The following is a 21,881-nucleotide window of genomic DNA, read 5'->3' as shown; positions in this document are numbered from 1 at the left end:
TCAGCCGGGGGAGGGTTCAAAGCGAGATCTCCGGTACGTCGAGGCGGCGGCCCTCGGCCGAGGACCTCAGGCCCAGCTCGGCGAGCTGGACGCCGCGGGCGCCGGCCAGCAGGTCCCAGTGGTAGGGGGCGTCGGCGTAGACGTGCTTGAGGAACAGCTCCCACTGGGCCTTGAAGCCGTTGTCGAACTCGCCGTTGTCCGGGACCTCCTGCCACTGGTCGCGGAAGGTCTCGGTGGCGGGGATGTCCGGGTTCCACACGGGCTTCGGGGTGGCGGAGCGGTGCTGGACGCGGCAGCCCCGCAGCCCGGCCACCGCGGAGCCCTCGGTGCCGTCGACCTGGAACTCGACGAGTTCGTCGCGGCCCACGCGGACCGCCCAGGAGGAGTTGATCTGGGCGATCGCGCCGCCCTCCAGTTCGAAGACGCCGTAGGCGGCGTCGTCGGCGGTGGCGTCGTAGGGCTTGCCGTTCTCGTCCCAGCGCTGCGGGATGTGGGTGGCGGTGAGGGCCTGGACGGAGCGCACGCGGCCGAACAGCTCGTGCAGGACGTACTCCCAGTGCGGGAACATGTCGACGACGATGCCGCCGCCGTCCTCGGCGCGGTAGTTCCAGGAGGGGCGCTGCGCCTCCTGCCAGTCGCCCTCGAAGACCCAGTAGCCGAACTCGCCGCGCACGGACAGGACGCGTCCGAAGAAGCCGCCGTCGATGAGGCGCTTCAGCTTGAGCAGGCCGGGGAGGAAGAGCTTGTCCTGGACGACGCCGTGCCTGATGCCGGCCACGTTCGCCAGCCGGGCCAGCTCCAGGGCGCCGTCGAGGCCGGTGGCGGTCGGCTTCTCGGTGTAGATGTGCTTGCCGGCCGCGATCGCCTTCCTGAGGGCTTCCTCGCGGGCGGAGGTGACCTGGGCGTCGAAGTAGACGTCGACACTCTCGTCGGCGAGCACGGCGTCCAGGTCGGTGGAGACGTGCTCCAGGCCGTGCCGTTCAGCCAGCGTCTTCAGCGCGTGCTCGCGGCGGCCGACCAGGATCGGTTCCGGCCACAGCACGGTGCCGTCACCGAGGTCGAGGCCGCCCTGCTCGCGCAGGGCCAGGATGGAGCGGACGAGGTGCTGCCGGTAGCCCATCCGCCCCGTCACACCGTTCATGGCGATACGCACCGTCTTGCGTGTCACGTCGTTCCCTTCGTACGCGGTCCCCGCGCGCCGCGTACGCCCCACCCGCCACGTGCCGGCCGCCGCCGGCCGGGAGGAGTCGGCGGCGGGTGACCGGTGACTGGTGAACGTCACAGCAAGCGCTTTCTATGCAGCTAGAAGCTAGCCTCTGAACGGCGGTCCGGACAAGACCATGGCTGATCCGACTTGTTCGAGGGGGCGAACAACGGAGCGTGGGGCCATAGGGTCTGCTCGACGGGCGCCCCGGGAACCGCGGCACGGGAGCCCGGCGTGGACGACGAGACGACCTGCGCGACCGGAGGACGAGACATGACGGTGACCCTGGCGGACGTGGCGGCCCGCGCGCAGGTCTCCCCCGCGACGGTGTCGCGCGTGCTGAACGGGAACTATCCCGTCGCCGCCTCCACCCGCGAGCGGGTGCTGAGGGCCGTGGACGAACTGGACTACGTGCTCAACGGCCCCGCGAGCTCCCTGGCCGCCGCCACCTCCGACCTGGTGGGCATCCTGGTGAACGACATCGCCGACCCGTTCTTCGGGATCATGGCGAGCGCGATCCAGTCCGAGATCGGGGGTCCGGGCGGGCGTGCGGGCGGGGAGAGGCTCGCGGTCGTGTGCAACACGGGCGGCACCCCGGAGCGCGAGCTGACGTACCTGACGCTGCTGCAGCGGCAGCGGGCCGCGGCGGTGGTGCTGACCGGCGGCGCCATCGAGGACGCCCCGCACCGGGCGGCCATGGACGCGAAGCTGCGCAAGCTGGCGGACGCCGGGACCCGGGTGGTGCTGTGCGGGCGGCCGCCGGCGCCGGACACCGGGGCGATCGCGCTGACCTTCGACAACCGCGGCGGCGGCCGGGAGCTCACCGAGCACCTGATCGGGCTCGGCCACCGCCGCCTCGGCTACATCGCCGGCCCGCGGGAGCGCACCACCACGCGCCACCGCCTCGAGGGACACCGGGCCGCGCTCGCCGCGCACGGCATCGAGGAGGACCCCCGCTGGACCGTCCACGGCCGATACGACCGCCGGTCCGGCTACGAGGCCACCCTCGAACTCCTGCGTAGAGACCCCGGGTTGACCGCCGTGGTCGCCGCGAACGACTCCGTCGCGCTGGGCGCGTGCGCGGCGCTGCGGGACTCCGGCCGGAAGATCCCCGACGACGTCTCGGTCGCCGGTTTCGACGACCTGCCGTTCAGCATCGACGCGGTACCGGCCCTGACGACGGTACGGCTGCCGCTCGCCGAGGCGGGGGCACGGGCCGGCCGGATCGCGATGGGCCGCGAGGAGCCGCCGCCCGGGGACATCGCGTCCATCCGGGGCGAGCTGATGGTACGGGGGTCCTCCGGGACGCCCAGGGGGTGAGCGGGGCGCAGGGTCGCACGGCCGCCCGATACGAGGGGCCCGGTCACCGCGACGCCGGCGCGCGGGGCCCGTCGGGCGTGGGACGCCCAGCCACACGGGACGCGTCGGCCGCGTCGGCACGCGCTGGCACGCGTCGCGTCGGCCGCGTGAGGGCGCGCCGGCCGGACCGCGGCGGGCGCGGGGTGTTCCGGCCCCGTGGGCCGTCGGCCGAGCGGTCGCGTCGACCGTGCGCGTCATGCGCGTCGCGGGGTTTCCGGGGAGAGCGATGAGTTCCGCCGGTGGTGTCGGTCTGCACTTCCGTCATCGCCCGAGCGAGCAGAGCGCGCAGGACGCGCAAGAGGAGCGGCAGCAGCCATGCGTATCGTGATCACCGAGTTCATCAGTCTCGACGGTGTCGTGCAGGCCCCCGGCGGCCCCGAGGAGGACACCGACGGCGGCTTCCGGCACGGCGGATGGTCGCACGCGTACTTCGACCCGGAGGTCCTCGGCGGCGCCTTCGACGCCTCGCTGGAGAAGGCCGACGCGCTGCTGTACGGGCGCCGCACCTGGCAGACGATGGCCGGGGCGTGGCCCCGGCAGGCCGGGGACCCCTTCGCCGACCGGATCAACAGCATGCCGAAGTACGTCGTCTCCGGCACCCTGACCGAGTCCGACCTGACCTGGAACAACAGCCGGCTCATCCCCGCCGGGGAGGCCGTCCCCCGCATCCGGGAGCTGCGCGCCGCCGAGGGCGGCGACCTCGCGATGATGGGCAGCCCCACTCTCGTCCGCACCCTGCTGAGTGAGGAGCTGGTGGACGAACTGCAGCTCCTCGTCATGCCGGTGGTCCTGGGCGGCGGCAAGTCGATCTTCCCCGTCGACGGTGTGAAGCGCCCGTTCGAGCTGGTCCGGACGACCACCGCGAAGTCGGGTGCCCAGGTGTGCGTCTACCGCAAGGCCGCCGGGGCCTGACACGGACCCGCGCGGGGGATCGGGGTGACGAGGGGGAGTCGCCGGCGGGTGTCGCGGGTAGGTCCGTGGACATGAAGCTGGCGTTCTCCACCCTCGGTGTCCCCGGCCTGCCCGTGACCGACGTGCTCCGCCTCGCGACCACGCACGGCTACCACGGCGTCGAACTGCGCGCCCACCCCGAGGAACCGGTCAACCCGGGCCTCACCCCCGACGAACGGACCGAGGTCGCCGACCGGTTCAAGGCGGCCGGCATCGAGGTCCTGAGTGTCGCGGGATACGCCAGGGTCGCCGCGCCGGGCGAGGACGGCCCCGTCGTCGACGAGATCCGCGCCCTCCTCGGCCTCGCCCGCGACCTCGGCGCCCCCTACGTCCGGGTCTTCCCCGGCGGCACCCCCGAGCAGACCCCCGAAGAGGCCGACCGGGCGGCCGCCCGGCGCCTGGGCACGGCCGCCCGGTACGCCGGTGACGTCGGCGTCCGCATCCTGCTGGAGACCCACGACTCCCACCGCACCGGCGCCGACGCGATGAGGATCCTCGGCCTCGTGGGCCACCGTCAGGTGGGCGCCCTCTGGGACGTGATGCACACCTGGCTGGGCGGCGAGCAGCCCGCGGAGAGCTTCGCGGCCCTCTCCCCCCACCTCGGCTACGTCCAGGTCAAGGACATCGCCTCCGCCGACGACACGACGCCGCTCCCCCTCGGCGAGGGCATCCTGCCGCTGGCCGACTGCGTGGAGATCCTCTCCCGCCACGGCTGGGACGGCTGGCTCTGCTGGGAGTACGAGAAGCGCTGGTACGAGCGGGCCGCCGACCTCCCCGCCCTGCTCGGCCCCGGCCACGCCCACCTCTCCCGCCTCCTCAACGACTCGGCCTGACCGACTCCCGGCCGGCGGATCCGCTTTCCCGGCCGGCGGGTTCCTCCCGTCGGCCGCCCGGCACCCCGGCGCCCTGCTCCGCGCCCCGCCCCCGCCAGGTGACCGACGCGAGCGCCACGCCTCCCACCAGCAGCGCCGCCGCGCACCACCGCAGCGGTGTCACCGACTCGCCGAGGAACAGGGCCGCCGACGACATCCCGAAGACCGGCACCAGCAGGGAGAACGGCGCCACCGTCGACGCGGGGTGACGGCGCAGCAGCCACCCCCAGGTTCCGAAGCCGAACACGGTGGCGACCCAGGCCACGAACAGCAGGGCGCCCACCCCCCGCCAGTCCAGTGAGCCCAGCGCCGCCAGGTCCCGCGAGGGGCCCTCCAGGAGCAGCGACAGCGCCAGCAGCGGCAGCACCGGCACCGTGCTCACCCACACCACGAAGTTCAGGGCGTCGTCGGGCGCGGCCCTGCGGGTCAGCACGTTCGAGACGCCCCAGCAGGCGGCCGCCGCGACGACCAGGGCGAACGCGCCCAGGGGTCCCGAGGCGCCCTCGTCGACGGCGGCGACGGCGATCCCGGCCAGTGCCACCGCCATGCCCACGAGCCGGACGCCCGCGGGCCGTTCGCCGAGGACCAGGAAGGCGATGACAGCGGTGAACACCGTCTGGATCTGCAGGACCAGGGAGGACAGCCCGGCCGGCATGCCCGCGTCCATGCCGACGAACAGCAGCCCGAACTTGGCCACCCCGAGGGCGAGCCCCACCCCCACGATCCACTTCCACGCCACCTCGGGGCGCCCGACGAAGAACACGGCCGGCAGCGCCGCCGCGAGGAAGCGCAGGGCGGAGAAGAGCAGCGGCGGGAAGTGGTCGAGGCCGATCTCGATGACGACGAAGTTCACGCCCCAGACGGCGGTGACGAGAACGGCGAGCAGGACGTGGGAAGGTCGCATACGTCGAGGATCACCGCCGGAACCCTTCAGTACCAGCGACGATTCCTGCATGGTTGGATGAAGCACCACTTACCGATCGCACCGCCCGCCGATCGCACCGCCCACCGGTCAGGGAGCCGTCATGCTCGACCTCCAGCGCCTGCGCGCCCTGCACGCCGTCTCCGTCCACGGCACCGTCGGAGCCGCCGCCGTGGCGCTCGGGTACACCTCCTCGGCCGTCTCCCAGCAGATCGCCAAGCTGGAGCGGGAGACCAGGACGGTGCTGCTGGAGCGGGAGGGCCGGGGGGTGCGACTGACCGACGCGGCACATCAACTCGTCGCCACCGCACAGGAGTTGCTGGCGATCGTGGAGCGGGCGGAGACCGAGCTGGAGGAGCGGCGCGGGGTGCCGTCCGGGCGGCTGACCGTCGCGGCCTTCCCGTCGGCGGCGCGCGGACTGATGCCGTCCGTACTGGCCGACCTGGCCGTGCGCCATCCCGCGCTCGACACCCGGCTGACCGAGGTCGACCCGCACCTGTCCGTGGACCTGGTGGCCAAGGGGGCGGTCGATCTCGTCGTCGCGCACGACTGGGACATCGCGCCGCTGCCCGCCCCGGCGGGCGTGGAGCAGGCGGTCGTCGGGGACGACCTGTGCGACCTGCTGGTGCCGAGCGGGCATCCGTTCGCGGGGCGCGGCGCGGTACGGCGGGAGGAGCTGGGCGGTGAGCGGTGGATCTGCCAGCCGCCGGGGCGGGTCTGCCACGAGTGGCTGGTGCGCACCCTCCGGGCCGCCGGGCACGAGCCGGAGATCGTGCACCAGGCGGACGAGAACCCGACCCTGGTCGCACTGGTCGCGGCCGGGCTCGGGATCGCGCTGATCCCCCGGCTCGGGCGCGGTCCGCTGCCCGAGGGGGTGGTGGAGGTGCCGCTCGACCCGATGCCGGTACGGCACCTGTACGCGCTGTGGCGCACCGGCGCGGCCCGCCGCCCGGCGATCGCGGAGACCGTCCGCACCCTGCGCGCCCACTGGCCCGACGTCGCGGCCCACCGGCCCCCCGCGCCGCCCCCGTCCCCGTCCCCGTCCCTGGCGGCCCGGACCCGTTCGGCCGTCCCTCCGTCACCGGCGGCCGCTCGCACACCGTCCTTCCCGACCTGAGATTTCCGCCCGCATCCTGGAACCCCCGCCCGCTCCGTCCCGTCCAATGCCCGGACTGCCGGACGAGTCTCCGTGGTGCGGTGTCGGCCCTCGCTGCTGGCTGCGATCGCCGACCTACCCTCTCCGCCGTGCCGTGGCCGGCAGCACCGCCGTCATCGGCGCGCGCCCCCTCCCAGCGCGCCGGTGGCGGCCCCTCCCGCGCATCACCCGCTCACCCGTGCCGCGCACTCCCTTGACTGGCAGAAACTTCCCGGATATTGGTGGCGTCCTGGAAGTTACCTTCAGCGGATTCCGTCGCGTATCACCTCCCAAAGGAGCGCACGTGCCCGACAGCAGCACGGGAAACACGGGAAGCACAGCAGGCACGGGAAGCACGGCAGGCACCGCACGTCCGTCCAGACGTACCGTCCTCGCCGCGACCGCGGGCGTCACCACCGCCCTCGCGGCCGGCGGCACCGCGCACGCGGCCGGCGCGTCCGCAGCCTCTCCCGGTTCCCCCGCCTCCCCCGACGACAGAAAGCTCCGCGCCCTCATCTCCCGGATGACCCTGGAGGAGAAGGTCGGCCAGCTGTTCGTGATGCGCGTCTACGGCCACTCCGCCACCGACCCCGACCAGGCGGACATCGACGCCAACCTCAAGGAGATCGGCGTGCGCACGGCCGCCGAGCTGCTCGAGAAGTACCGGGTCGGCGGCATCATCTACTTCGCCTGGGCGCACAACACCCGCGATCCGCACCAGATCGCCGGACTCTCCAACGGCATCCAGAAGGCGTCCCTCGGCCTGCCGCGCGGGCTGCCGGTGCTCATCTCCACCGACCAGGAGCACGGCATCGTCGCCCGCGTCGGCGAACCCGCGACCCTGTTCCCGGGAGCGATGGCCATCGGGGCGAGCGGTTCCCGCTCCGACGCGCGCACCCTGGGCCGGATCGCCGGGCGGGAACTGCGCGCCCTGGGCATCCGTCAGGACTACGCCCCGGTGGCCGACGTGAACGTCAACCCGGCCAACCCGGTCATCGGCGTACGGTCCTTCGGCTCCGAGCCGGGCGCGGTGGCGGCGATGGTCGCGGCCGAGGTCTCCGGGTTCCAGCAGTCGGGGGTCGCGGCGACCGCCAAGCACTTCCCCGGGCACGGCGACACCGCCGTCGACAGCCACACCGGCTTCCCGGTGATCACCCACAGCCGCGAGCAGTGGGAGCGGCTGGACGCGCCGCCGTTCCGGGCGGCGATCGCCGCTGGCATCGACTCGATCATGACGGCCCATCTGATGGTCCCGGCACTCGACGGCTCCGAGGACCCGGCCACCCTCTCCCACCCGATCCTCACCGGCATCCTGCGCGAGGAGCTGGGCTACGACGGGGTCGTGGTCACCGACTCCCTCGGCATGGAGGGCGTACGGACCAAGTACGGCGACGACCGGGTGCCGGTGCTGGCGCTGAAGGCGGGCGTGGACCAGCTGCTCAACCCGCCGTCCCTGGACGTGGCGTGGAACGCCGTCCTGAAGGCCGTCCAGGACGGCGAGCTCACCGAGGAGCGGCTCGACGAATCGATCCTGCGGGTGCTGCGGCTGAAGGCGAAGCTGGGCCTGTTCAAGGACCCGTACGTGTCCCCGGGCGGCGTCGACCGCACCGTCGGCACCCGGGCGCACCTGGCCGCGGCCGACCGGATCGCCGAACGGACCACCACCCTGCTGGTCAACGAGGGGCGCCTGCTGCCGCTGTCCCGGCGCAGCCGGCCCAGGCTGCTGGTGGTCGGCGCCGACCCGGCCTCCCCGTCCGGTACGACGGGGCCGCCGACCGGGGTGCTCGCCCAGGCGCTGACCGAGCTGGGCTTCACGGCCACCGCCCTGTCCACCGGGACGGCACCGTCCGCGGCGACGATCGCCAAGGCCGTGGCCGCCGCGCGGGACGCGGACGCGGTGGTCGTCGGGACGTACAACGTCTCGGCGAGCAGCAGCCAGCGGACCCTGGTCGAGCAGCTCCTGGCGACCGGCCGGCCGGTGGTCGCGGTGGCGATCCGCAATCCGTACGACGTGGCCCACCTGCCCGCCGTACCGGCGTGTCTGGCGACGTACTCCTGGACCGACGTCGAACTGCGGGCGGCGGCCCGGGTGATCGCGGGCAAGGTGGAGCCGCGCGGGAAACTGCCGGTGCCGGTGCAGCGCGCGGACGACCCGGCGACGATGCTGTACCCCGTCGGGCACGGGCTGACGTACTGACCGGCCGACCCGTACGGAGCGGCTGACCCGTACGGACCCGGCCGCACCGTACGGACGCGTACGGGCGCACGGACGTAGCGCCTGTACGCCACACACCCGACACACCGTCACCGACGTGCGCAAACTATCCCGTATGTCTGGCGTGACCCGCCCCGGCGGGTCACGCTGGACGGGGTTTTTCGGGGGATGGTGACGCGCATGAGGAGTTCCCTGGGAGCGGTGTGCGCGCTCGCCGCCCTTGTCACGGTGCTGTCGACCGGATGTCAGAGCGCGCTCGGCGGTGGCGGGGAGGACGGCCGCCCGGGCGAGCGGCGGACGGCGACGGAATCGCCCACGCCGACCCGGATCTCCGGGTACGGGGCGGTGTTCCTCGACGTCGACGAGTGCAGTTCGTTCGGCCGGACCAGTTTCACCGAGGTGTCCTGCGACGGTGAACGGGCGGCGGCCCGGGTCGTCGCCCGCCACGACGGGACCGTGCGCGACGGGCCGCGCTGCCCGGCCACCACGGACTTCGTGCTGCACATCAGCGAGCAGCGCCCCTCCTTCGACGAGGACGGCGACGGGGCGGTGCCGCGCGGCTACGCCTGCATGCGCAACCTCCAGCCGCCGCACCCGGGCGATCCCGGCGGCGGGGGCGGCCCGCGCACCATCGTCGGCGACTGCGTCTACGGCCTGCCCGACGGAAAGGTCCGCGAGACGGCCTGCGACGGCGAGGGGAAGCACAAGCCGGAGTACAAGGTGACCGAGGCCGTGGACGCCAAGTCGCGGTGCCCGGCGTCCACGGTCCTCTTCGTCCGGCTCGGCGGCGCCGCACCGGTGGGCTGCGCCCGCCCGGTGTGAGCCGCCCGGCGCGTCCCTACGCGCCCGCCGCGTCCCCTACGGGCGCAGGGTCGGCTCCCGCTCGACGTCCCGCCGGTCCAGCTTGGCGTCGAACGCCGCCAGCGGCTTCGCCTCGGCCGGGTTCTCCCGGACCGCGGCCGGCGCGACGCCCGCCCAGTCGAGGATGCGGGCCGTCGCCAGCGCCTTCTCCTCACCGGCCAGACCGGCCACGTTGGCGCCGTGGTTCATGCCGGGGGCGGTCAGCACGTAGGAGTCGCGCGCGCCGTGCCCGAGCCGGAACGGCTCGGCGCCCCACGGGTCGTTCTCGCCGTAGACGAACAGCATGTGCCGGGCGTTGTGCCGCACCCAGGTGTCGACGTCCCGCATGGCCCGGTGCTCGAACTTCATCGGGATCGAGCGGGGGACGAAGGTGCGGGGCGGCTGGTAGCCGTAACGGACGTACTTCTTCTCGATGTGCGGGAAGTCGATGGTCGGCGCGCCGAGCTGCGTACCGGCCTGGTAGTAGTACGGCGTGTACGGGCTGAGGCCCTGGTCGGTGTAGAACGAGAAGCCGGAGATCTCGTCGATCGAGGTCCAGATCTCGTCGTCGGTGGCGTTCTTCGCGTCCGCCGGGATCTGCTCGCAGTCCGCCACCGTGCCGTACTGCCAGAAGCCCCAGACGTAGTCGAGGACGACCGCCTCGTAGGCGCGGTCCAGGCTGCCGACGGTGTCGAAGGTGTAGCCGTCCTCGGCGGCGAGGGCCGCGTACTTCTTCACCAGCGGCGCCCGGCGCACCAGCGCCTCGCGCTGCACCGCGTTCAGCCGGTCGCGGCACTCCTTGGTGCCGACCTTCGCGAAGAAGCGGTCGTAGGCGGAATCCTCCTTGTCCACCACGTCGTTGGGGGCGACGTAGGCGACGACACCGTCCATGTCGCGCGGGTGGAAACGCTCGTAGTAGGTGGCGGTCATGCCGCCCTTGGAGCCGCCGGTGGAGATCCACTTCTTGGAGTAGATCCCCTTCAGCGCCTCGAAGACGCGGTGCTGGTCACTGGCGGCCTGCCAGATGTCCAGCTTGGACCAGTCGGCCGGCTCGGGACGGGACGGGGTGAAGAAGCGGTACTCCAGGGAGACCTGGTTGCCGTCCACGATCTGGGTGGGCTCGCTGCGGCGGGGCGTCGTCGAGACGTTGTAGCCGCCGGTGAAGAAGACGGTCGGCCGCGCGACGTCCTTGTGCAGCACGGTGATCCGCTGCTGGAACGTGCCCTGCGAGGGCCTGCGGTGGTCGACCGGCTGGGTGTAGTTGAGGACGAAGAAGCGGTACCCGGTGTACGGCTTCTCCTCGACCAGGCTCATGCCCGGTACGGAGAGCAGTCTCTCCTTGATGTCAGTGGTGCCGGTGGCCTCCGGCTCGGCGGCGGTGGCCGCCCCGGCCGTACTCAGTGTGCCTATGAGCACCGTGAGCGCCAGCAGCCATCTGAGCGCCTTGCGCATGCGCACTCCCCTGTGAGACAGATGTGCGCCGGAAGGTAGCCGACCAACTCGCCTGAGCACCAGGGGACATGGGGGAAACCCTGTGTATGGAGGGGACAAAGGCCTTACGCGGGACAGGGAGTCGGGGGCGGGGGCGGCCACGAGCCGGTACTCGGGACCGGGACCGGACTCAGGACCGGGACCGGACTCGGACTCGAAACCGTGCTCAGCACAGGATCCAGCCGGAGCTGACCGAGCCGCCGCCCACCCGTCCCTTCACCCAGACGCACCGGCGGCCGGCGTGCACGGTGACCGGGCCGGCGTAGCGCGTGTAGCGGCCCTCGTCGACGACCGGTCGGCCGCCGCGCGCCCGGATGCTCACCGACATCGTCCGCCGGGTGCCGGGCTTCTCGGCGAGGGTGACGGCGCAGAGGTAGCCGCCGCGCTTGTGGACGACCACGGTGCCGGTGGAGAACGGCAGGGTGCGCACCTTGCGTCCCGCGCAGTGCCCCGCGGCCTGCGCGTCGCCCGGTGCGGCGGCGACGAGCATCCCCGACACGGTCAGCACCGCCAGACCGAGCGCGAGCCGCCGGCGTATCGCTCCACTGCCCACTGCCGTTCCTCCCCCGAACCGCACCGCACCTGCCGCATCCGCCGCGCACAACGGCGTATGCGGATACGGACGCCTGGCGTACCGCGGATGGTTGCGCGGTCAGCGGCCGGCGCCGACCGGCTCCTCCGGTTCGGCCTGCCCGATGAAGGTCCGCCACAGCTCGGCGTACCGCCCGTCGCGGGCGAGCAGCTCCTCGTGGGTGCCGTCCTCCGCGACCCGGCCGTGGTCCATGACGACGACCCGGTCGGCGCGGGCGGCGGTGGTCAGCCGGTGCGCGACGACCAGCGTCGTACGCCGCCCCGTCAGCCGGTCCGTCGCCTGGTTGACCTGCGCCTCGGTGGCCAGGTCGAGCGCGGCGGTGGCCTCGTCGAGCAGCAGGACGTCCGGGTCGACCAGTTCGGCACGGGCCAGGGCGATCAGCTGGCGCTGTCCGGCGGAGAGGTTCCGGCCGCGTTCGGCGACCTCGTGCAGGTAGCCGCCCTCCAGTGTGGCGATCATCTCGTGCGCCCCGACCGCGCGGGCCGCCGCCTCCACCTCGGCGTCGGTGGCGTCCGGGCGGCCGTAGGCGATGGCGTCGCGGACGGTGCCCGGGAAGAGGTAGGCCTCCTGCGGGACCACGCCGAGCCGGTGCCGGTACGCGGTGATGTCGAGGTCCCTGAGGTCGGTACCGTCGACGGTGACCCTGCCCCCGGTGGGGTCGTAGAACCGGGCCACCAGTTTGACCAGGGTGGACTTCCCGGCGCCGGTCTCGCCGACGAACGCGACGGTCTGCCCGGCGGGGATGCGCAGGTCGATGCCGCTGAGCGCCTCCTCCTCGTTCCCGTAGGCGAAGTGCACGTCCTCGAAGGCGATCTGCCCGCGCAGGGAGGGCACGTCGAGGGGTTTCTCGGCGTCCTCGGTGGACGTCGGCTCCCGGAGCAGTTCCTGGATGCGGCCCAGGGAGACGGTCGCCTGCTGGTAGCCGTCGAAGACCTGGGAGAGCTGCTGCACCGGGGCGAAGAACAGGTCGATGTAGAGCAGGTACGCCACCAGCGCGCCGGTCGTCAGCGTCCCGTTGTCGACCCTGGCCCCGCCCACGATCAGCACCGCCGCCGCGGCCGACGACGCCAGGAACTGCACGAACGGGAAGTACACCGAGATCAGCCACTGGCCCCGGATCCGGGCGGCGCGGTAGTCGGCGCTGCGCTCGGTGAACCGCCGGTTGCCGTGCCGCTCACGCCTGAAGGCCTGCACGATCCGCAGCCCGGACACCGATTCCTGGAGGTCGGCGTTGACCGTCGACACCCGTTCCCGGGCCAGTTCGTACGCCTTCACGCTGGCCCGGCGGAAGTAGAACGTGGCGACGATCAGCGGGGGCAGGGTGGCGAAGACGACCAGGGCGAGCTGTACGTCGATCACCAGCAGGACGCCCATGATGCCGAAGAAGGTGACCACCGAGACGAACGCGGTGACCAGACCCGTCTGCAGGAACGTCGACAGGGCGTCGATGTCGGTGGTCATCCGGGTCATGATCCGGCCGGTCAGCTCGCGCTCGTAGTAGTCGAGGCCGAGCCGCTGGAGCTGGGCGAAGACCTTCAGCCGCAGTGAGTACAGCACGCGTTCGCCGGTGCGTCCGGTCATCCGGATCTCGCCGATCTGCGCGGCCCACTGGACGACCACGGCGAGCAGGCCGAGCAGGGCGGCCGCCCAGACCGCGCCGAGGGCGGCCCGGGTGACGCCGTCGTCGATGCCGTGCCGGATCAGCACCGGCAGCAGCAGGCCCATGGCCGCGTCCACGGCGACCAGCCCGAGGCTGATCAGCAGGGGCAGGCCGAAGCCGCGCAGCAGGCGGCGCAGGCCGTAGGACTCCTCCCGCTGGACGGCCCGGCCCTCGTCCACGTCGGGGACGTCGTTCGCCGGGGGCAGGGCCTCGACCTGGGCGAGCAGCTCGGGGGTGGCCGGGCTGTCGGCCAGGGCGGTGTCCTTGGGCTCGCGGTCGCCGGTCCACAGGTGGGGGGTGACCCCGCGTTCGGCGTCGAACTCGGCGTCCAGCTCCGCGCGGACCGAGGTGTCCTCCGGGTGGGCCGCCTGCGACGCGGCGGACGGGGTGTGGCCCGGGGAGACGCCGCCCAGCTCGTCGGGGTCGGTGAGCAGTCGGCGGTAGCGGGCGGAGCGCCGCTGGAGCTCGTCGTGGGTGCCGATGTCGGCGAGCCGGCCGCCGTCGAGGACGGCGATGCGGTCGGCGAGGCCCAGGGTGGAGCGGCGATGGGCGATCAGCAGGGTGGTGCGGCCGCGCATGACCTGTGCCAGCGCCTCGTGGATCTCGTGCTCGACGCGGGCGTCCACGGCGGAGGTGGCGTCGTCGAGGACCAGCAGGCGCGGGTCGGTGAGGATCGCGCGGGCGAGTGCGACGCGCTGGCGCTGGCCGCCGGAGAGGGTCAGGCCGTGCTCGCCGACGGTGGTGTCGTAGCCCTCGGGCAGTTCCGTGATGAACCCGTCGGCCTGGGCCGCGCGGGCGGCGGCCACGATCTGCTCCTCGGTCGCGTCCGGGCGGCCGTAGGCGATGTTGGCGCGGACGGTGTCGGAGAAGAGGAAGGAGTCCTCCGGGACCAGTCCGATGGCGGCGCGCAGGGACTCGGTGGTCAGCTCCCGCACGTCGTGCCCGCCGACGAGGACGGCGCCGCCGGTGACGTCGTAGAAGCGTGGCAGGAGCAGGGAGACGGTGGACTTGCCGGAGCCGGAGGCGCCGACGACGGCGAGGGTCTCGCCGGGGCGGATCTCGAAGGAGAGGCCGCTGAGGACGGGGTGTCCGGGCTCGTAGCCGAAGGAGACGTCGTCGAACTCGACGGTCGCGGGGGCGTCGGCGGGGAGCTCCTTGGTGCCGTCGGTGAGGGACGGCTCGGTGTCGATCAGCTCCAGGACGCGCTCGGTGCCGGCGCGGGCCTGCTGGCCGACGGTGAGGACGACGGCGAGCATCCTGACCGGGCCGACGAGCTGGGCGAGGTAGGCGGAGAACGCGACGAACGTGCCCAGGGTGATGCTGCCGCGCACGGCGAGCCAGCCGCCGAGCGCGAGCATCGCCACCTGGCCGAGGGCGGGGACGGCCTGGAGGGCCGGGGTGTACCTGGAGTTCAGGCGGATGGTGCGCAGCCGCCCGGCGAACAGCCGCCGGCCGACCTCGCGCAGCTTCCCCGTCTCCTGCTCCTCCTGCCCGAAGCCCTTCACCACGCGGACGCCGCCGACGGCACCGTCGACCACGCCGGCGACGGCGGCGGCCTGGGCCTGGGCGTACCAGGTGGAGGGGTGCAGCCGGGCGCGGCTGCGTTTGGCGATCCACCACAGGGCGGGCGCGACGGCGAGGGCGACGGCCGTGAGCGGCAGCGACAGCGCCGCCATGATCCCGAGGGAGATCAGGAACAGCAGGATGTTGCCGATGGTCATCGGCAACATGAAGAGCAGGCCCTGGATCAGCTGGAGGTCACTGGTCGCCCGCCCGACGACCTGCCCGGTGGACAGTCCGTCCTGGCGGCGGCCGTCGAGCCGGGTGATCGACCGGTACATCTCGGTGCGCAGGTCGTGCTGCACGTCGAGGGCGAGCCGGCCGCCGTAGTAGCGGCGGATGTAGGTGAGGACGTAGACGAGGAGCGCGGCACCGATCAGGGCGCCCGCCCAGGGGGCCATGGCGCGGCTGTGGTCGCCGATCACGTCGTCGATGATCACCTTGGTGACCAGCGGGACCAGCGCCATCACGGCCATGCCGCCGAGGGAGGCACCCAGGGCCAGGAGGACGTCCTTGGGATAGCGCCAGGCATATCCGGTCAGTCGCCGTGCCCATCCCTGTTGCGGTGTCACGCGGGTGCCCTCCGGTTCGGTCATACGATCCGATCGTCCTGATCTTCCGGAAGGCTCCAACGCGTTCCGCGGCGGTTTTCATCCCCGCACCCCCGGCGCCGGTGCTACCGAAGGGCGTCACGCAATCGCCACGTCTCGTACATTCCCTTGACTGCATGCTCATGTCACGATGCCCATACCGCCATTCAACCCGCGTAGATCGGACACCCCACATGCTCGCGATACGCATGCGCGCCCGGCGTCGGAAAGCGGTGGCGTTCGCCACGGCCGCCGTCCTCACGGCCCTCGCCTCCCCCGCCCTGGCCGCCACCCCGGCCACGGCGACGACCACCGGGAAGGCCGTGGCGACGGCCACGGCCGGCTCGACCACGGACTACGACTCGACGTACTACAAGAACGCGATCGGCAAGACGGGGCCCAGCCTGAAGTCCTCACTGCACACGATCATCAGCAGCCAGACGAAGCTGTCCTACTCGGCCGTCTGGGACGCCCTGAAGGCCACCGACCAGGACCCGAACAACAGCAACAACGTGATCCTGCTGTACTCGGGGATCTCCCGCGCCAAATCCCTGAACGGCGGGAACACCGGCGACTGGAACCGCGAGCACGTGTGGGCCAAGTCCCACGGAAACTTCGGCACCTCCACCGGCCCCGGCACCGACATCCACCACCTGCGCCCGACGGACGTCCAGGTCAACAGCATCCGCGGCAACAAGGACTTCGACAACGGCGGCAGCCCCGTCACGAACGGCGGCGGCAGCCGCACCGACTCCGACTCCTTCGAGCCGCGCGACGCCGTCAAGGGCGACGTGGCCCGCATGATCCTCTACATGGCGGTCCGCTACGAGGGCGGCGACGGCTGGGCCGACCTGGAGCCCAACAACAACGTCAACAACGGCAGCGCCCCCTACATGGGCAGGCTCTCCGTACTGAAGGCGTGGAACGAGCAGGACCCGCCGGACGCCTTCGAGAAGCGCCGCAACCAGGTCATCTACGACTCCTACCAGCACAACCGCAACCCGTTCATCGACCACCCGGAGTGGGTCGAGTCGATCTGGTGACCCACCGGCTCCCGTGGTGCCCGGCGACACCGCCCCGGGCACCACGGGCGCACGCCGTCCGTGCCGACCCGGTCGTCATCACCGCTCGGCCGTGCCGGCGCGGGCGCCCCGGCTCTCGGCGATCCGGCGGACGTCCGTCAGCGCCTCGTACATGCACCCGAGCAGGTACCGGAGCCGGTCGGCGGTCGCACGCCGGTCGGCCGGCAGGTCGGCGGCGTGTTCCAGGAGGTCACCGGCCATCCCGAGCTGCACGCGCTCGACGCCGTCGGCCACACGGGACAGCGGACCGGTCCCGTCGGTGAGGAGGTGGCAGGGCTTGCCCTCCGCCCCCGCCCAGGGCAGCAGGCGCATCTCGCCGCTCCCCCTGCTCACGCCGCCACCTCCACCCCGTGCACGGCGAGCCGGCGAGGGCCTACGGATGGGGCGACTGCACGACTCCCCGTCCGCTGTCCGCGAGTTGCGGCATCGCCACGATCTCGCGCTGAGCGACGCACTGTCGCCGAAGGAATCACTCGCCCTGTTCAGGGCCACTGCGAAGGAGTGCGGACACCATGACTGACCGGACCACAGCGGGCACCCCGACGATGAGCGGCTGGCGCAAGTCGTCCTACAGCGACCCCAACGGTGGCAGCTGCCTTGAGGTACTCGATGGTCACCGCTGCGGCGTGCCGGTTCGGGACTCCAAGGTTCCGGACGGGCCGGTGTTGGTCTCCTCCGCAGCCGGGTGGGCATCGTTCATCGCCGCACTCCAGCAGTGACCCACCCCGCGAAAACCGTGAGCACATCAGCCCTCACTGTCCAGATGTCACTCATTTGAGCGCCTGAGGGACACTTCCCTGCCAACTGCTCACGGTTTTCGGCAAGGTAGCGGCCATGAGCCCGCCCTTCAGGCACGACCCCGAGCTCCACGGTACGAGGCGGGTGATCAGCACCGTACGCACTCTCATGCGCACGGAAGGCCTGAACGTGCCTCTGGCCGCCATCGCCCGGGACTGCGGGACGACCCGCAACTTCCTGTACCAGAACTGGAAATCCGTCACTGCGCTGCACCTGCACGCACTACAGGCCGAGCTTGCGGACGCCTTCGCCACGGCGGACCGTGCCTGCCCGAGCGCCGGCACGGTCCCGGGGATCACCAAGCACCTGGCGGAGGTGGTCCGCACCATCCGCCGGCACCCGACCACGGCTGCCCTCGCCCGGTCCTCCCCCAAGGAGTTCGCGGCGGCGCACACGGCGCTCGACGGACCGCTGGTGGGGATCGCGACGGACCGCATCAGCGATCTGCTCCATCCCCTCTGCCCGCACGGCGGGATCTGGGGCGACCGCGCACTGTCCTCCAGACCCTGGAAGATCCTCTGGATCGCCCGTCCCGCCGCCCTCTCCCCCGAGGCCGTCGGCGACCGACTCCGGGAGGACACCCTGGACAACGCCTTCACCGACCTGCTCAGCGACCTGCTGGAACCCTGGGCCTCCGCGTAAGAACCCTGCAGACCCTCTCGGCCAGGAGCTACGAGGGGCAACGGCTTCCTGGCGAACAACCGCTTCAGGGTGTCGGCCGATTACCGCCACTGGGTGCCCGGCTCAGGTCGACGACGCAGAAGATGTTGTCGTCCGGGTCGGCGAGGACGACGAAGTCGGGGTCGGGCGGGTAGAGGTCCCAGTCGACGGACTGTGCACCGAGGCCGATCAGTCGTTGGACCTCGGCTTGCTGTTCCTCCGTCGTATCGGTGAAAAGGTCCAGGTGGAGGCGAGGGTATGACTCAGCGGGCGACGTGCTGCGCAGCAGGCCGAGAGCATGGCCGGAGCCGTCGGCGTGGTCGAGTGTCTGCCACGTCTCGCTCTTCCGCTCCTCAGCGACCACCAGGTTCAGAGCCTGCGTCCAGAAGGCCACTGCGCGGGGAAGGTCCGTGACACCGATGACAGGAATTCCGATCCTCACCATGCGTGCAGCCTAAGGTCTGTCAACGCTCCATCTCGTCTCCGGCAAGCTCGCGCTCGGCCGGCAGACGTCGGGCGATCTGCCCCTCCATGAGGGAGGGCACCGCGCCGAAGGCCCCGCCAGGGACGACTTCATCGGGTCCTCGTCCTCCCCCGGGGACGCAGCGGTCAGCGGGTACAGCTCGGTCGCCCCGTCCTTGTCCTTCTCCGTCAGCCACACCTGACCGGGTTGCAGCAGTCGGCCCCCACCCGGGGTGGTGAGCACGGTCGGATCGTACGAGGTGGAGATCAGCGGCGGGCCGGGACCGGCACCGCGCCGGGACCGGCCCGCCGCCAACTACTCGGAACGTCTCAGGCCTTCGGCTGGGTGAAGCGGATGTGGTTGCCGAAGGGGTCGCGCAGGCCGCAGTCGGTTCCGTACGGGCGCTCGGTGGGTTCCTGGGTGAACTCCACGCCCTTCTCCAGCAGCCTCTCGTAGGTCTTGCGGCAGTCGTCGGTGGTGAGGATGAACCAGCCGCCCATGGCCCCCTTGGTCACCAGGTCGCGCACCTGCTCGGCGGTCTCCTCCGACATCGCCGGAGCGCCCGGCTTCTCCAGCAGGATCTGCCGCTCGGGGTGGCCGGGGACGCCCACGGTCAGCCAGCGCATGAAGCCCAGGTCGACGTCCGCGGTGACCTCCAGACCGAGCTTGCCGACGTAGAAGTCCAGGGCCTCGTCCTGGTCGAGGACGTACATCTGCGAGTGCGTGATGGCGTTGCACATGACGCTCACGCTATCCAGTCGGCGGGACGGAAACTTATCCGAAACTGCTCGGTTCCCGGGCGCCGTGTGCCGGGAGCCTGCCGGAAGGTCAGGTACTCGGCCGGGTCCACGCCATCGTGAAGCACGTCGGCACGCTCACGGCCGTCGCCTCCCTGCGGTACGTGCGCGGTGACCGGCCGACGATGTCGCGGAACGTGCGGCTGAAGGTTCCCGGGCTGCCGAAGTCGACCTCGAAGCCGATGGCCGTCACGCTGCGGTCGGTCTCCCGCAGCAGGAACATCGCCCGTTCCACCCGGCGGCGCTGGAGGTAGCGGTGCGGTGTCTCACCGAACGTGGCCCGGAAGGTCCGTGTGAAGTGCGCCGGTGACACATGCGCGATGCGCGCCAGGGCGGGGACGTCCATCGGCTGCGGGTAGTCGCGGCCCATCGCGTCCCGCGCCCGGAGCATGCGGCGGTTGGTCTCTTCGGTGGCACGGCTCACGCCGCCATCCCATCACGGTCCACCGCACCCTGTACGGGCCGGCCACGGCCGGCACACCGCCGACGTGCGCCGACGCTCCAGCAGTTGTCCGCGCCGTGGACGTAGGTGCCGTCGTACGCCCATCGGCAGGTGTCGCCCGTGCTGCGGCCGTCGCCGCGGCCGCGCGTCTCGGTCCGCGAGCCGGATGCGGCCGGCGAGGGGAGGGATCCCTCCTTGTCGGCGGCGTCGAGACCGGACAGGCCCCAGGGAGCGGGGCCGGGTCCCTGACGGACACGGCCCCGCCGATGCGACGGGGCGTCAGTCCGCCCAGACCTCGGCCTCGTCGGCCGGGACGGTGGTGGCCAGGCCCAGTTCCTTGCGGGCGGCGACCGACTCGTTCGGGTCGATGTCGGTGAACGCCGGGTCGTAGGCGGTGTAGAACGCGTCGACGTCGGCGGCGTTCGCGGCCTTCGTCCAGTTCCCGGCCGCCTTCGTCAGCGTCACGCGGAGCTTGCCGACCTCGGTGCCCTCGATGCCGCCCAGGCCCTCGACGTGCGCGTCGAGGGCGGCCGCGACGGCCTTGGCCTGCGCCTTGTAGCCGGCCAGGTCCTCCTCGACGTCCTTCTCGGGCTGGTTCGCCCACAGGGCCTCGTAGACCGCGTTCGAACCCTCGAGGTACGTGGTCTGCTCGGGCTTGAGGGACTTCGCGGTGTCCAGCGAGCCCTCAAACGTGCCCTTCTCCGCGGTGTAGGTGCAGCTCACCGCGCGGTCACCCGTCGCCCAGCTCTCCTTGGTCGGGGTGTAGTAGGAGAGGCCGACGCCCTCGGGGAGCGCCCAGGTGTCCGGGGCGTACTTCTGCGCCTCGACCGGGCAGCGCTCGTCCGCGATCGTCGCGACCCCGTCGTCGCCGGGGTACTCCTTGCCCTCGTCGATCTTGAACTCGCCGACGACCTGGCCCTCGTGCGCCTCTTCGCAGGGCACGATCTCGATGGCGTACGCCTCCCCCTCGGCCTTGCCGTTCGGGTTGTAGCAGTCGCCGACGTCCAGCGAGAACACCGAGCGCTGGCGAGCCACCTTCTTCGCGCCGTCCTTGGCGCTGTCGACGGCGTCGGAGACGTCCGAGCATCCCACCGCGCCGATCGCGAGCAGGGCGACAACGGCGGATATGCCGCGAAGGGAACGGTACGGGGCACGGATTGTCATGACGTGTACATCCTCTTACGTGATCTTCATGAGGGGAACGGGCATCGTATGCCATTCCTGTGGCCCGGCTGCACGAAGGCCCTCACCTCATCGCAACGTCTCTGACTCGCGACGGGCCGCGAGGGTTGTACCCGCACTTTGCGCAGGTGGGAGCCGGGAGGGCCCTGTGAGCACTTCTGGGGAGCCAGGCGCTGTGGAGCGTGGAGGGACGCGCGCGAGGGCGGGCGTACCGCGAGGTACGGATTCGCCACGAACCGCTGAAACCGTCAGCGGCCAGCTGCTGTGGCTGAGCACCGCAATCGGCTGCTGGGTGTTCAGGGACGCCAGGTGGACCCGGTGATGCCGTGATCAGCTGACGGCGGGGAGCTGCCGAGCGAAGCGGCGGACGGCATCGGTGAAGGCATCTGGATCGTCGAAGTTCGCGAGATGCCTCGCCCGCGGGATCAACTCGACGCGAGCGTGGGGATGCGCGCGGGCGAAGTCCGCCTCGCCGGACCGGAAGACGACGTCCTTCTCGCCGTTCAGGATCAGGACCGGAGCCTTCACGGAACGCATCGCATTCGCCTCGAAGCGCCCCAGTACCTCGCTCCAGGCTGCCGGCAGGGTATGGAAGGCGTAGCCGGATCGGATGGTCGCCTCCACCACCTCTGGCGGATAGAGCCGCCGCAGCAACCGGTCGTTCCACCGAGCCAGCCGGTCTTCCGGTATACGGGGGACCAGTCCGGCGACCCACCTGTACGGCAACGCCCTGAGGCCGCGGGTGGAGGCGCTGGCTCCCGCGAGGATCAGCCCGCGCAGTCGTTCCGGACGGCACCGCGCGAACTCCAGCGCGGCGTATCCGCCGAGCGAGTGCCCGACGACCAGAGCCGGCCCTCGGCCGAGCGAGTCGACCGCGGAAGCGATGATCTCGGTCGCACTGCTCAGGCTCCAGGGTTGAGCCGAGCGTTTCCCATGGCCGGGCAGGTCGACGGCGACCACCGGGAATTCGTCCCGGAGCGCGGCGAGCTGCACGCTCCACTGCCCCGCGCTGAAGCGCGTCCCGTGAACGAAGACCACGGGCACTGCATCTGCTGCCGTCATCGCT

General features: G+C 71.9%; 20 protein-coding genes. 9 read left to right on the top strand and 11 right to left on the bottom strand.

Features of this window, described 5'->3' with window-relative positions; genetic code table 11:
- Positions 1–16 precede the first annotated feature (16 nt).
- Positions 17–1,168, bottom strand: coding sequence for a Gfo/Idh/MocA family protein (locus tag AC6F7H_RS18615; protein ID WP_500758073.1), 1,152 nt, complete (start codon positions 1,166–1,168; stop codon positions 17–19).
- A gap of 309 nt (positions 1,169–1,477) precedes the next feature.
- On the opposite strand from AC6F7H_RS18615, the gene AC6F7H_RS18610 reads away from it, so the two are divergent.
- The 3 genes from AC6F7H_RS18610 (at position 1,478) to AC6F7H_RS18600 (ending at position 4,347) form a co-directional block, all read left to right on the top strand.
- Positions 1,478–2,524 carry a LacI family DNA-binding transcriptional regulator gene (locus AC6F7H_RS18610; protein ID WP_500761919.1) on the top strand — a complete coding sequence of 349 codons (1,047 nt, stop codon included), beginning with the start codon at positions 1,478–1,480 and terminating at the stop codon, positions 2,522–2,524.
- A gap of 354 nt (positions 2,525–2,878) precedes the next feature.
- The gene (locus AC6F7H_RS18605; RefSeq protein WP_500758072.1) at positions 2,879–3,475 is read left to right on the top strand and encodes a dihydrofolate reductase family protein; all 597 of its coding nucleotides are present in this window, start codon (positions 2,879–2,881) and stop codon (positions 3,473–3,475) included.
- A gap of 71 nt (positions 3,476–3,546) precedes the next feature.
- Complete coding sequence (locus AC6F7H_RS18600) at positions 3,547–4,347, top strand: sugar phosphate isomerase/epimerase family protein (RefSeq protein ID WP_500758071.1); 801 nt, start codon at positions 3,547–3,549, stop codon at positions 4,345–4,347.
- Here AC6F7H_RS18600 and AC6F7H_RS18595 read toward each other — a convergent pair.
- Positions 4,331–5,290, bottom strand: a complete 960-nt coding sequence (locus tag AC6F7H_RS18595; RefSeq protein WP_500758070.1) for an EamA family transporter — start codon at positions 5,288–5,290, stop codon at positions 4,331–4,333. The genes AC6F7H_RS18600 and AC6F7H_RS18595 overlap by 17 nt on opposite strands.
- 121 nt (positions 5,291–5,411) lie before the next feature.
- Between AC6F7H_RS18595 and AC6F7H_RS18590 the strand changes: the two genes are divergently transcribed.
- The 3 genes from AC6F7H_RS18590 to AC6F7H_RS18580 all read left to right on the top strand — a co-directional run bounded on the left by AC6F7H_RS18590 (position 5,412) and on the right by AC6F7H_RS18580 (position 9,480).
- Positions 5,412–6,425 carry a LysR family transcriptional regulator gene (locus AC6F7H_RS18590; protein WP_500758069.1) on the top strand — a complete coding sequence of 338 codons (1,014 nt, stop codon included), beginning with the start codon at positions 5,412–5,414 and terminating at the stop codon, positions 6,423–6,425.
- 322 nt (positions 6,426–6,747) lie between these two features.
- Complete coding sequence (locus AC6F7H_RS18585) at positions 6,748–8,640, top strand: glycoside hydrolase family 3 protein (RefSeq protein WP_500758068.1); 1,893 nt, start codon at positions 6,748–6,750, stop codon at positions 8,638–8,640.
- 198 nt (positions 8,641–8,838) lie between these two features.
- Positions 8,839–9,480 carry a hypothetical protein gene (locus tag AC6F7H_RS18580; RefSeq protein WP_500758067.1) on the top strand — a complete coding sequence of 214 codons (642 nt, stop codon included), beginning with the start codon at positions 8,839–8,841 and terminating at the stop codon, positions 9,478–9,480.
- Between the two features lie 36 nt (positions 9,481–9,516).
- On the opposite strand, the gene AC6F7H_RS18575 is transcribed toward AC6F7H_RS18580, so the two are convergent.
- The 3 genes from AC6F7H_RS18575 to AC6F7H_RS18565 form a co-directional block, all read right to left on the bottom strand.
- Positions 9,517–10,950, bottom strand: coding sequence for a S28 family serine protease (locus AC6F7H_RS18575; RefSeq protein WP_500758066.1), 1,434 nt, complete (start codon positions 10,948–10,950; stop codon positions 9,517–9,519).
- A 205-nt stretch (positions 10,951–11,155) separates the two neighbouring features.
- Entirely contained in the window at positions 11,156–11,542 is a 387-nt protein-coding gene (locus AC6F7H_RS18570) for a hypothetical protein (protein ID WP_500758065.1), read from the bottom strand.
- Positions 11,543–11,641: 99 nt separating this feature from the next.
- A complete protein-coding gene (locus AC6F7H_RS18565; protein ID WP_500761917.1) occupies positions 11,642–15,373 on the bottom strand; it encodes an ABC transporter ATP-binding protein in 3,732 nt (1,243 codons plus the stop codon).
- A gap of 212 nt (positions 15,374–15,585) precedes the next feature.
- Here AC6F7H_RS18565 and AC6F7H_RS18560 point away from each other — a divergent pair, with 212 nt between their 5' ends.
- The gene (locus AC6F7H_RS18560) at positions 15,586–16,434 is read left to right on the top strand and encodes an endonuclease I family protein (RefSeq protein WP_500758064.1); all 849 of its coding nucleotides are present in this window, start codon (positions 15,586–15,588) and stop codon (positions 16,432–16,434) included.
- A 78-nt stretch (positions 16,435–16,512) separates the two neighbouring features.
- Here the strand turns inward: AC6F7H_RS18560 and AC6F7H_RS18555 are convergent, their stop codons facing one another.
- The gene (locus tag AC6F7H_RS18555) at positions 16,513–16,806 is read right to left on the bottom strand and encodes a hypothetical protein (RefSeq protein ID WP_500758063.1); all 294 of its coding nucleotides are present in this window, start codon (positions 16,804–16,806) and stop codon (positions 16,513–16,515) included.
- A gap of 179 nt (positions 16,807–16,985) precedes the next feature.
- On the opposite strand from AC6F7H_RS18555, the gene AC6F7H_RS18550 reads away from it, so the two are divergent.
- Together AC6F7H_RS18550 and AC6F7H_RS18545 are read left to right on the top strand one after the other, a co-directional pair.
- Positions 16,986–17,192, top strand: a complete 207-nt coding sequence (locus tag AC6F7H_RS18550; protein ID WP_500758062.1) for a DUF397 domain-containing protein — start codon at positions 16,986–16,988, stop codon at positions 17,190–17,192.
- Between the two features lie 115 nt (positions 17,193–17,307).
- A complete protein-coding gene (locus tag AC6F7H_RS18545; RefSeq protein ID WP_500758061.1) occupies positions 17,308–17,913 on the top strand; it encodes a TetR/AcrR family transcriptional regulator in 606 nt (201 codons plus the stop codon).
- Between the two features lie 64 nt (positions 17,914–17,977).
- Here the strand turns inward: AC6F7H_RS18545 and AC6F7H_RS18540 are convergent, their stop codons facing one another.
- The 5 genes from AC6F7H_RS18540 to AC6F7H_RS18520 all read right to left on the bottom strand — a co-directional run bounded on the left by AC6F7H_RS18540 (position 17,978) and on the right by AC6F7H_RS18520 (position 21,877).
- A complete protein-coding gene (locus tag AC6F7H_RS18540) occupies positions 17,978–18,376 on the bottom strand; it encodes a VOC family protein (protein WP_500758060.1) in 399 nt (132 codons plus the stop codon).
- 347 nt (positions 18,377–18,723) lie between these two features.
- Complete coding sequence (locus AC6F7H_RS18535) at positions 18,724–19,134, bottom strand: VOC family protein (RefSeq protein WP_500758059.1); 411 nt, start codon at positions 19,132–19,134, stop codon at positions 18,724–18,726.
- A gap of 88 nt (positions 19,135–19,222) precedes the next feature.
- A complete protein-coding gene (locus AC6F7H_RS18530; protein ID WP_500758058.1) occupies positions 19,223–19,615 on the bottom strand; it encodes a helix-turn-helix domain-containing protein in 393 nt (130 codons plus the stop codon).
- Between the two features lie 297 nt (positions 19,616–19,912).
- On the bottom strand, positions 19,913–20,797 hold the full coding sequence (locus tag AC6F7H_RS18525; protein WP_500758057.1) for a septum formation family protein: 885 nt from the start codon (positions 20,795–20,797) through the stop codon (positions 19,913–19,915).
- A gap of 348 nt (positions 20,798–21,145) precedes the next feature.
- Complete coding sequence (locus AC6F7H_RS18520; RefSeq protein ID WP_500758056.1) at positions 21,146–21,877, bottom strand: alpha/beta fold hydrolase; 732 nt, start codon at positions 21,875–21,877, stop codon at positions 21,146–21,148.
- Positions 21,878–21,881: the final 4 nt, after the last annotated feature.

The organism is Streptomyces sp. MMS24-W38 (assembly GCF_059889265.1).
This window is presented reverse-complemented; position numbering and strand designations above follow the sequence as displayed.

Coding starts and splice junctions, on each gene's coding strand:
- AC6F7H_RS18610 (WP_500761919.1), top strand. CDS start 1,478: ATGACGGTGACCCTGGCGGACGTGGCGGCCCGCGCGCAGGTCTCCCCC.
- AC6F7H_RS18595 (WP_500758070.1), bottom strand. CDS start 5,290: ATGCGACCTTCCCACGTCCTGCTCGCCGTTCTCGTCACCGCCGTCTGG.
- AC6F7H_RS18545 (WP_500758061.1), top strand. CDS start 17,308: ATGAGCCCGCCCTTCAGGCACGACCCCGAGCTCCACGGTACGAGGCGG.
- AC6F7H_RS18525 (WP_500758057.1), bottom strand. CDS start 20,797: ATGACAATCCGTGCCCCGTACCGTTCCCTTCGCGGCATATCCGCCGTT.
- AC6F7H_RS18605 (WP_500758072.1), top strand. CDS start 2,879: ATGCGTATCGTGATCACCGAGTTCATCAGTCTCGACGGTGTCGTGCAG.
- AC6F7H_RS18540 (WP_500758060.1), bottom strand. CDS start 18,376: ATGGTGAGGATCGGAATTCCTGTCATCGGTGTCACGGACCTTCCCCGC.
- AC6F7H_RS18560 (WP_500758064.1), top strand. CDS start 15,586: ATGCTCGCGATACGCATGCGCGCCCGGCGTCGGAAAGCGGTGGCGTTC.
- AC6F7H_RS18550 (WP_500758062.1), top strand. CDS start 16,986: ATGACTGACCGGACCACAGCGGGCACCCCGACGATGAGCGGCTGGCGC.
- AC6F7H_RS18535 (WP_500758059.1), bottom strand. CDS start 19,134: ATGTGCAACGCCATCACGCACTCGCAGATGTACGTCCTCGACCAGGAC.
- AC6F7H_RS18590 (WP_500758069.1), top strand. CDS start 5,412: ATGCTCGACCTCCAGCGCCTGCGCGCCCTGCACGCCGTCTCCGTCCAC.
- AC6F7H_RS18580 (WP_500758067.1), top strand. CDS start 8,839: ATGAGGAGTTCCCTGGGAGCGGTGTGCGCGCTCGCCGCCCTTGTCACG.
- AC6F7H_RS18575 (WP_500758066.1), bottom strand. CDS start 10,950: ATGCGCAAGGCGCTCAGATGGCTGCTGGCGCTCACGGTGCTCATAGGC.
- AC6F7H_RS18520 (WP_500758056.1), bottom strand. CDS start 21,877: ATGACGGCAGCAGATGCAGTGCCCGTGGTCTTCGTTCACGGGACGCGC.
- AC6F7H_RS18600 (WP_500758071.1), top strand. CDS start 3,547: ATGAAGCTGGCGTTCTCCACCCTCGGTGTCCCCGGCCTGCCCGTGACC.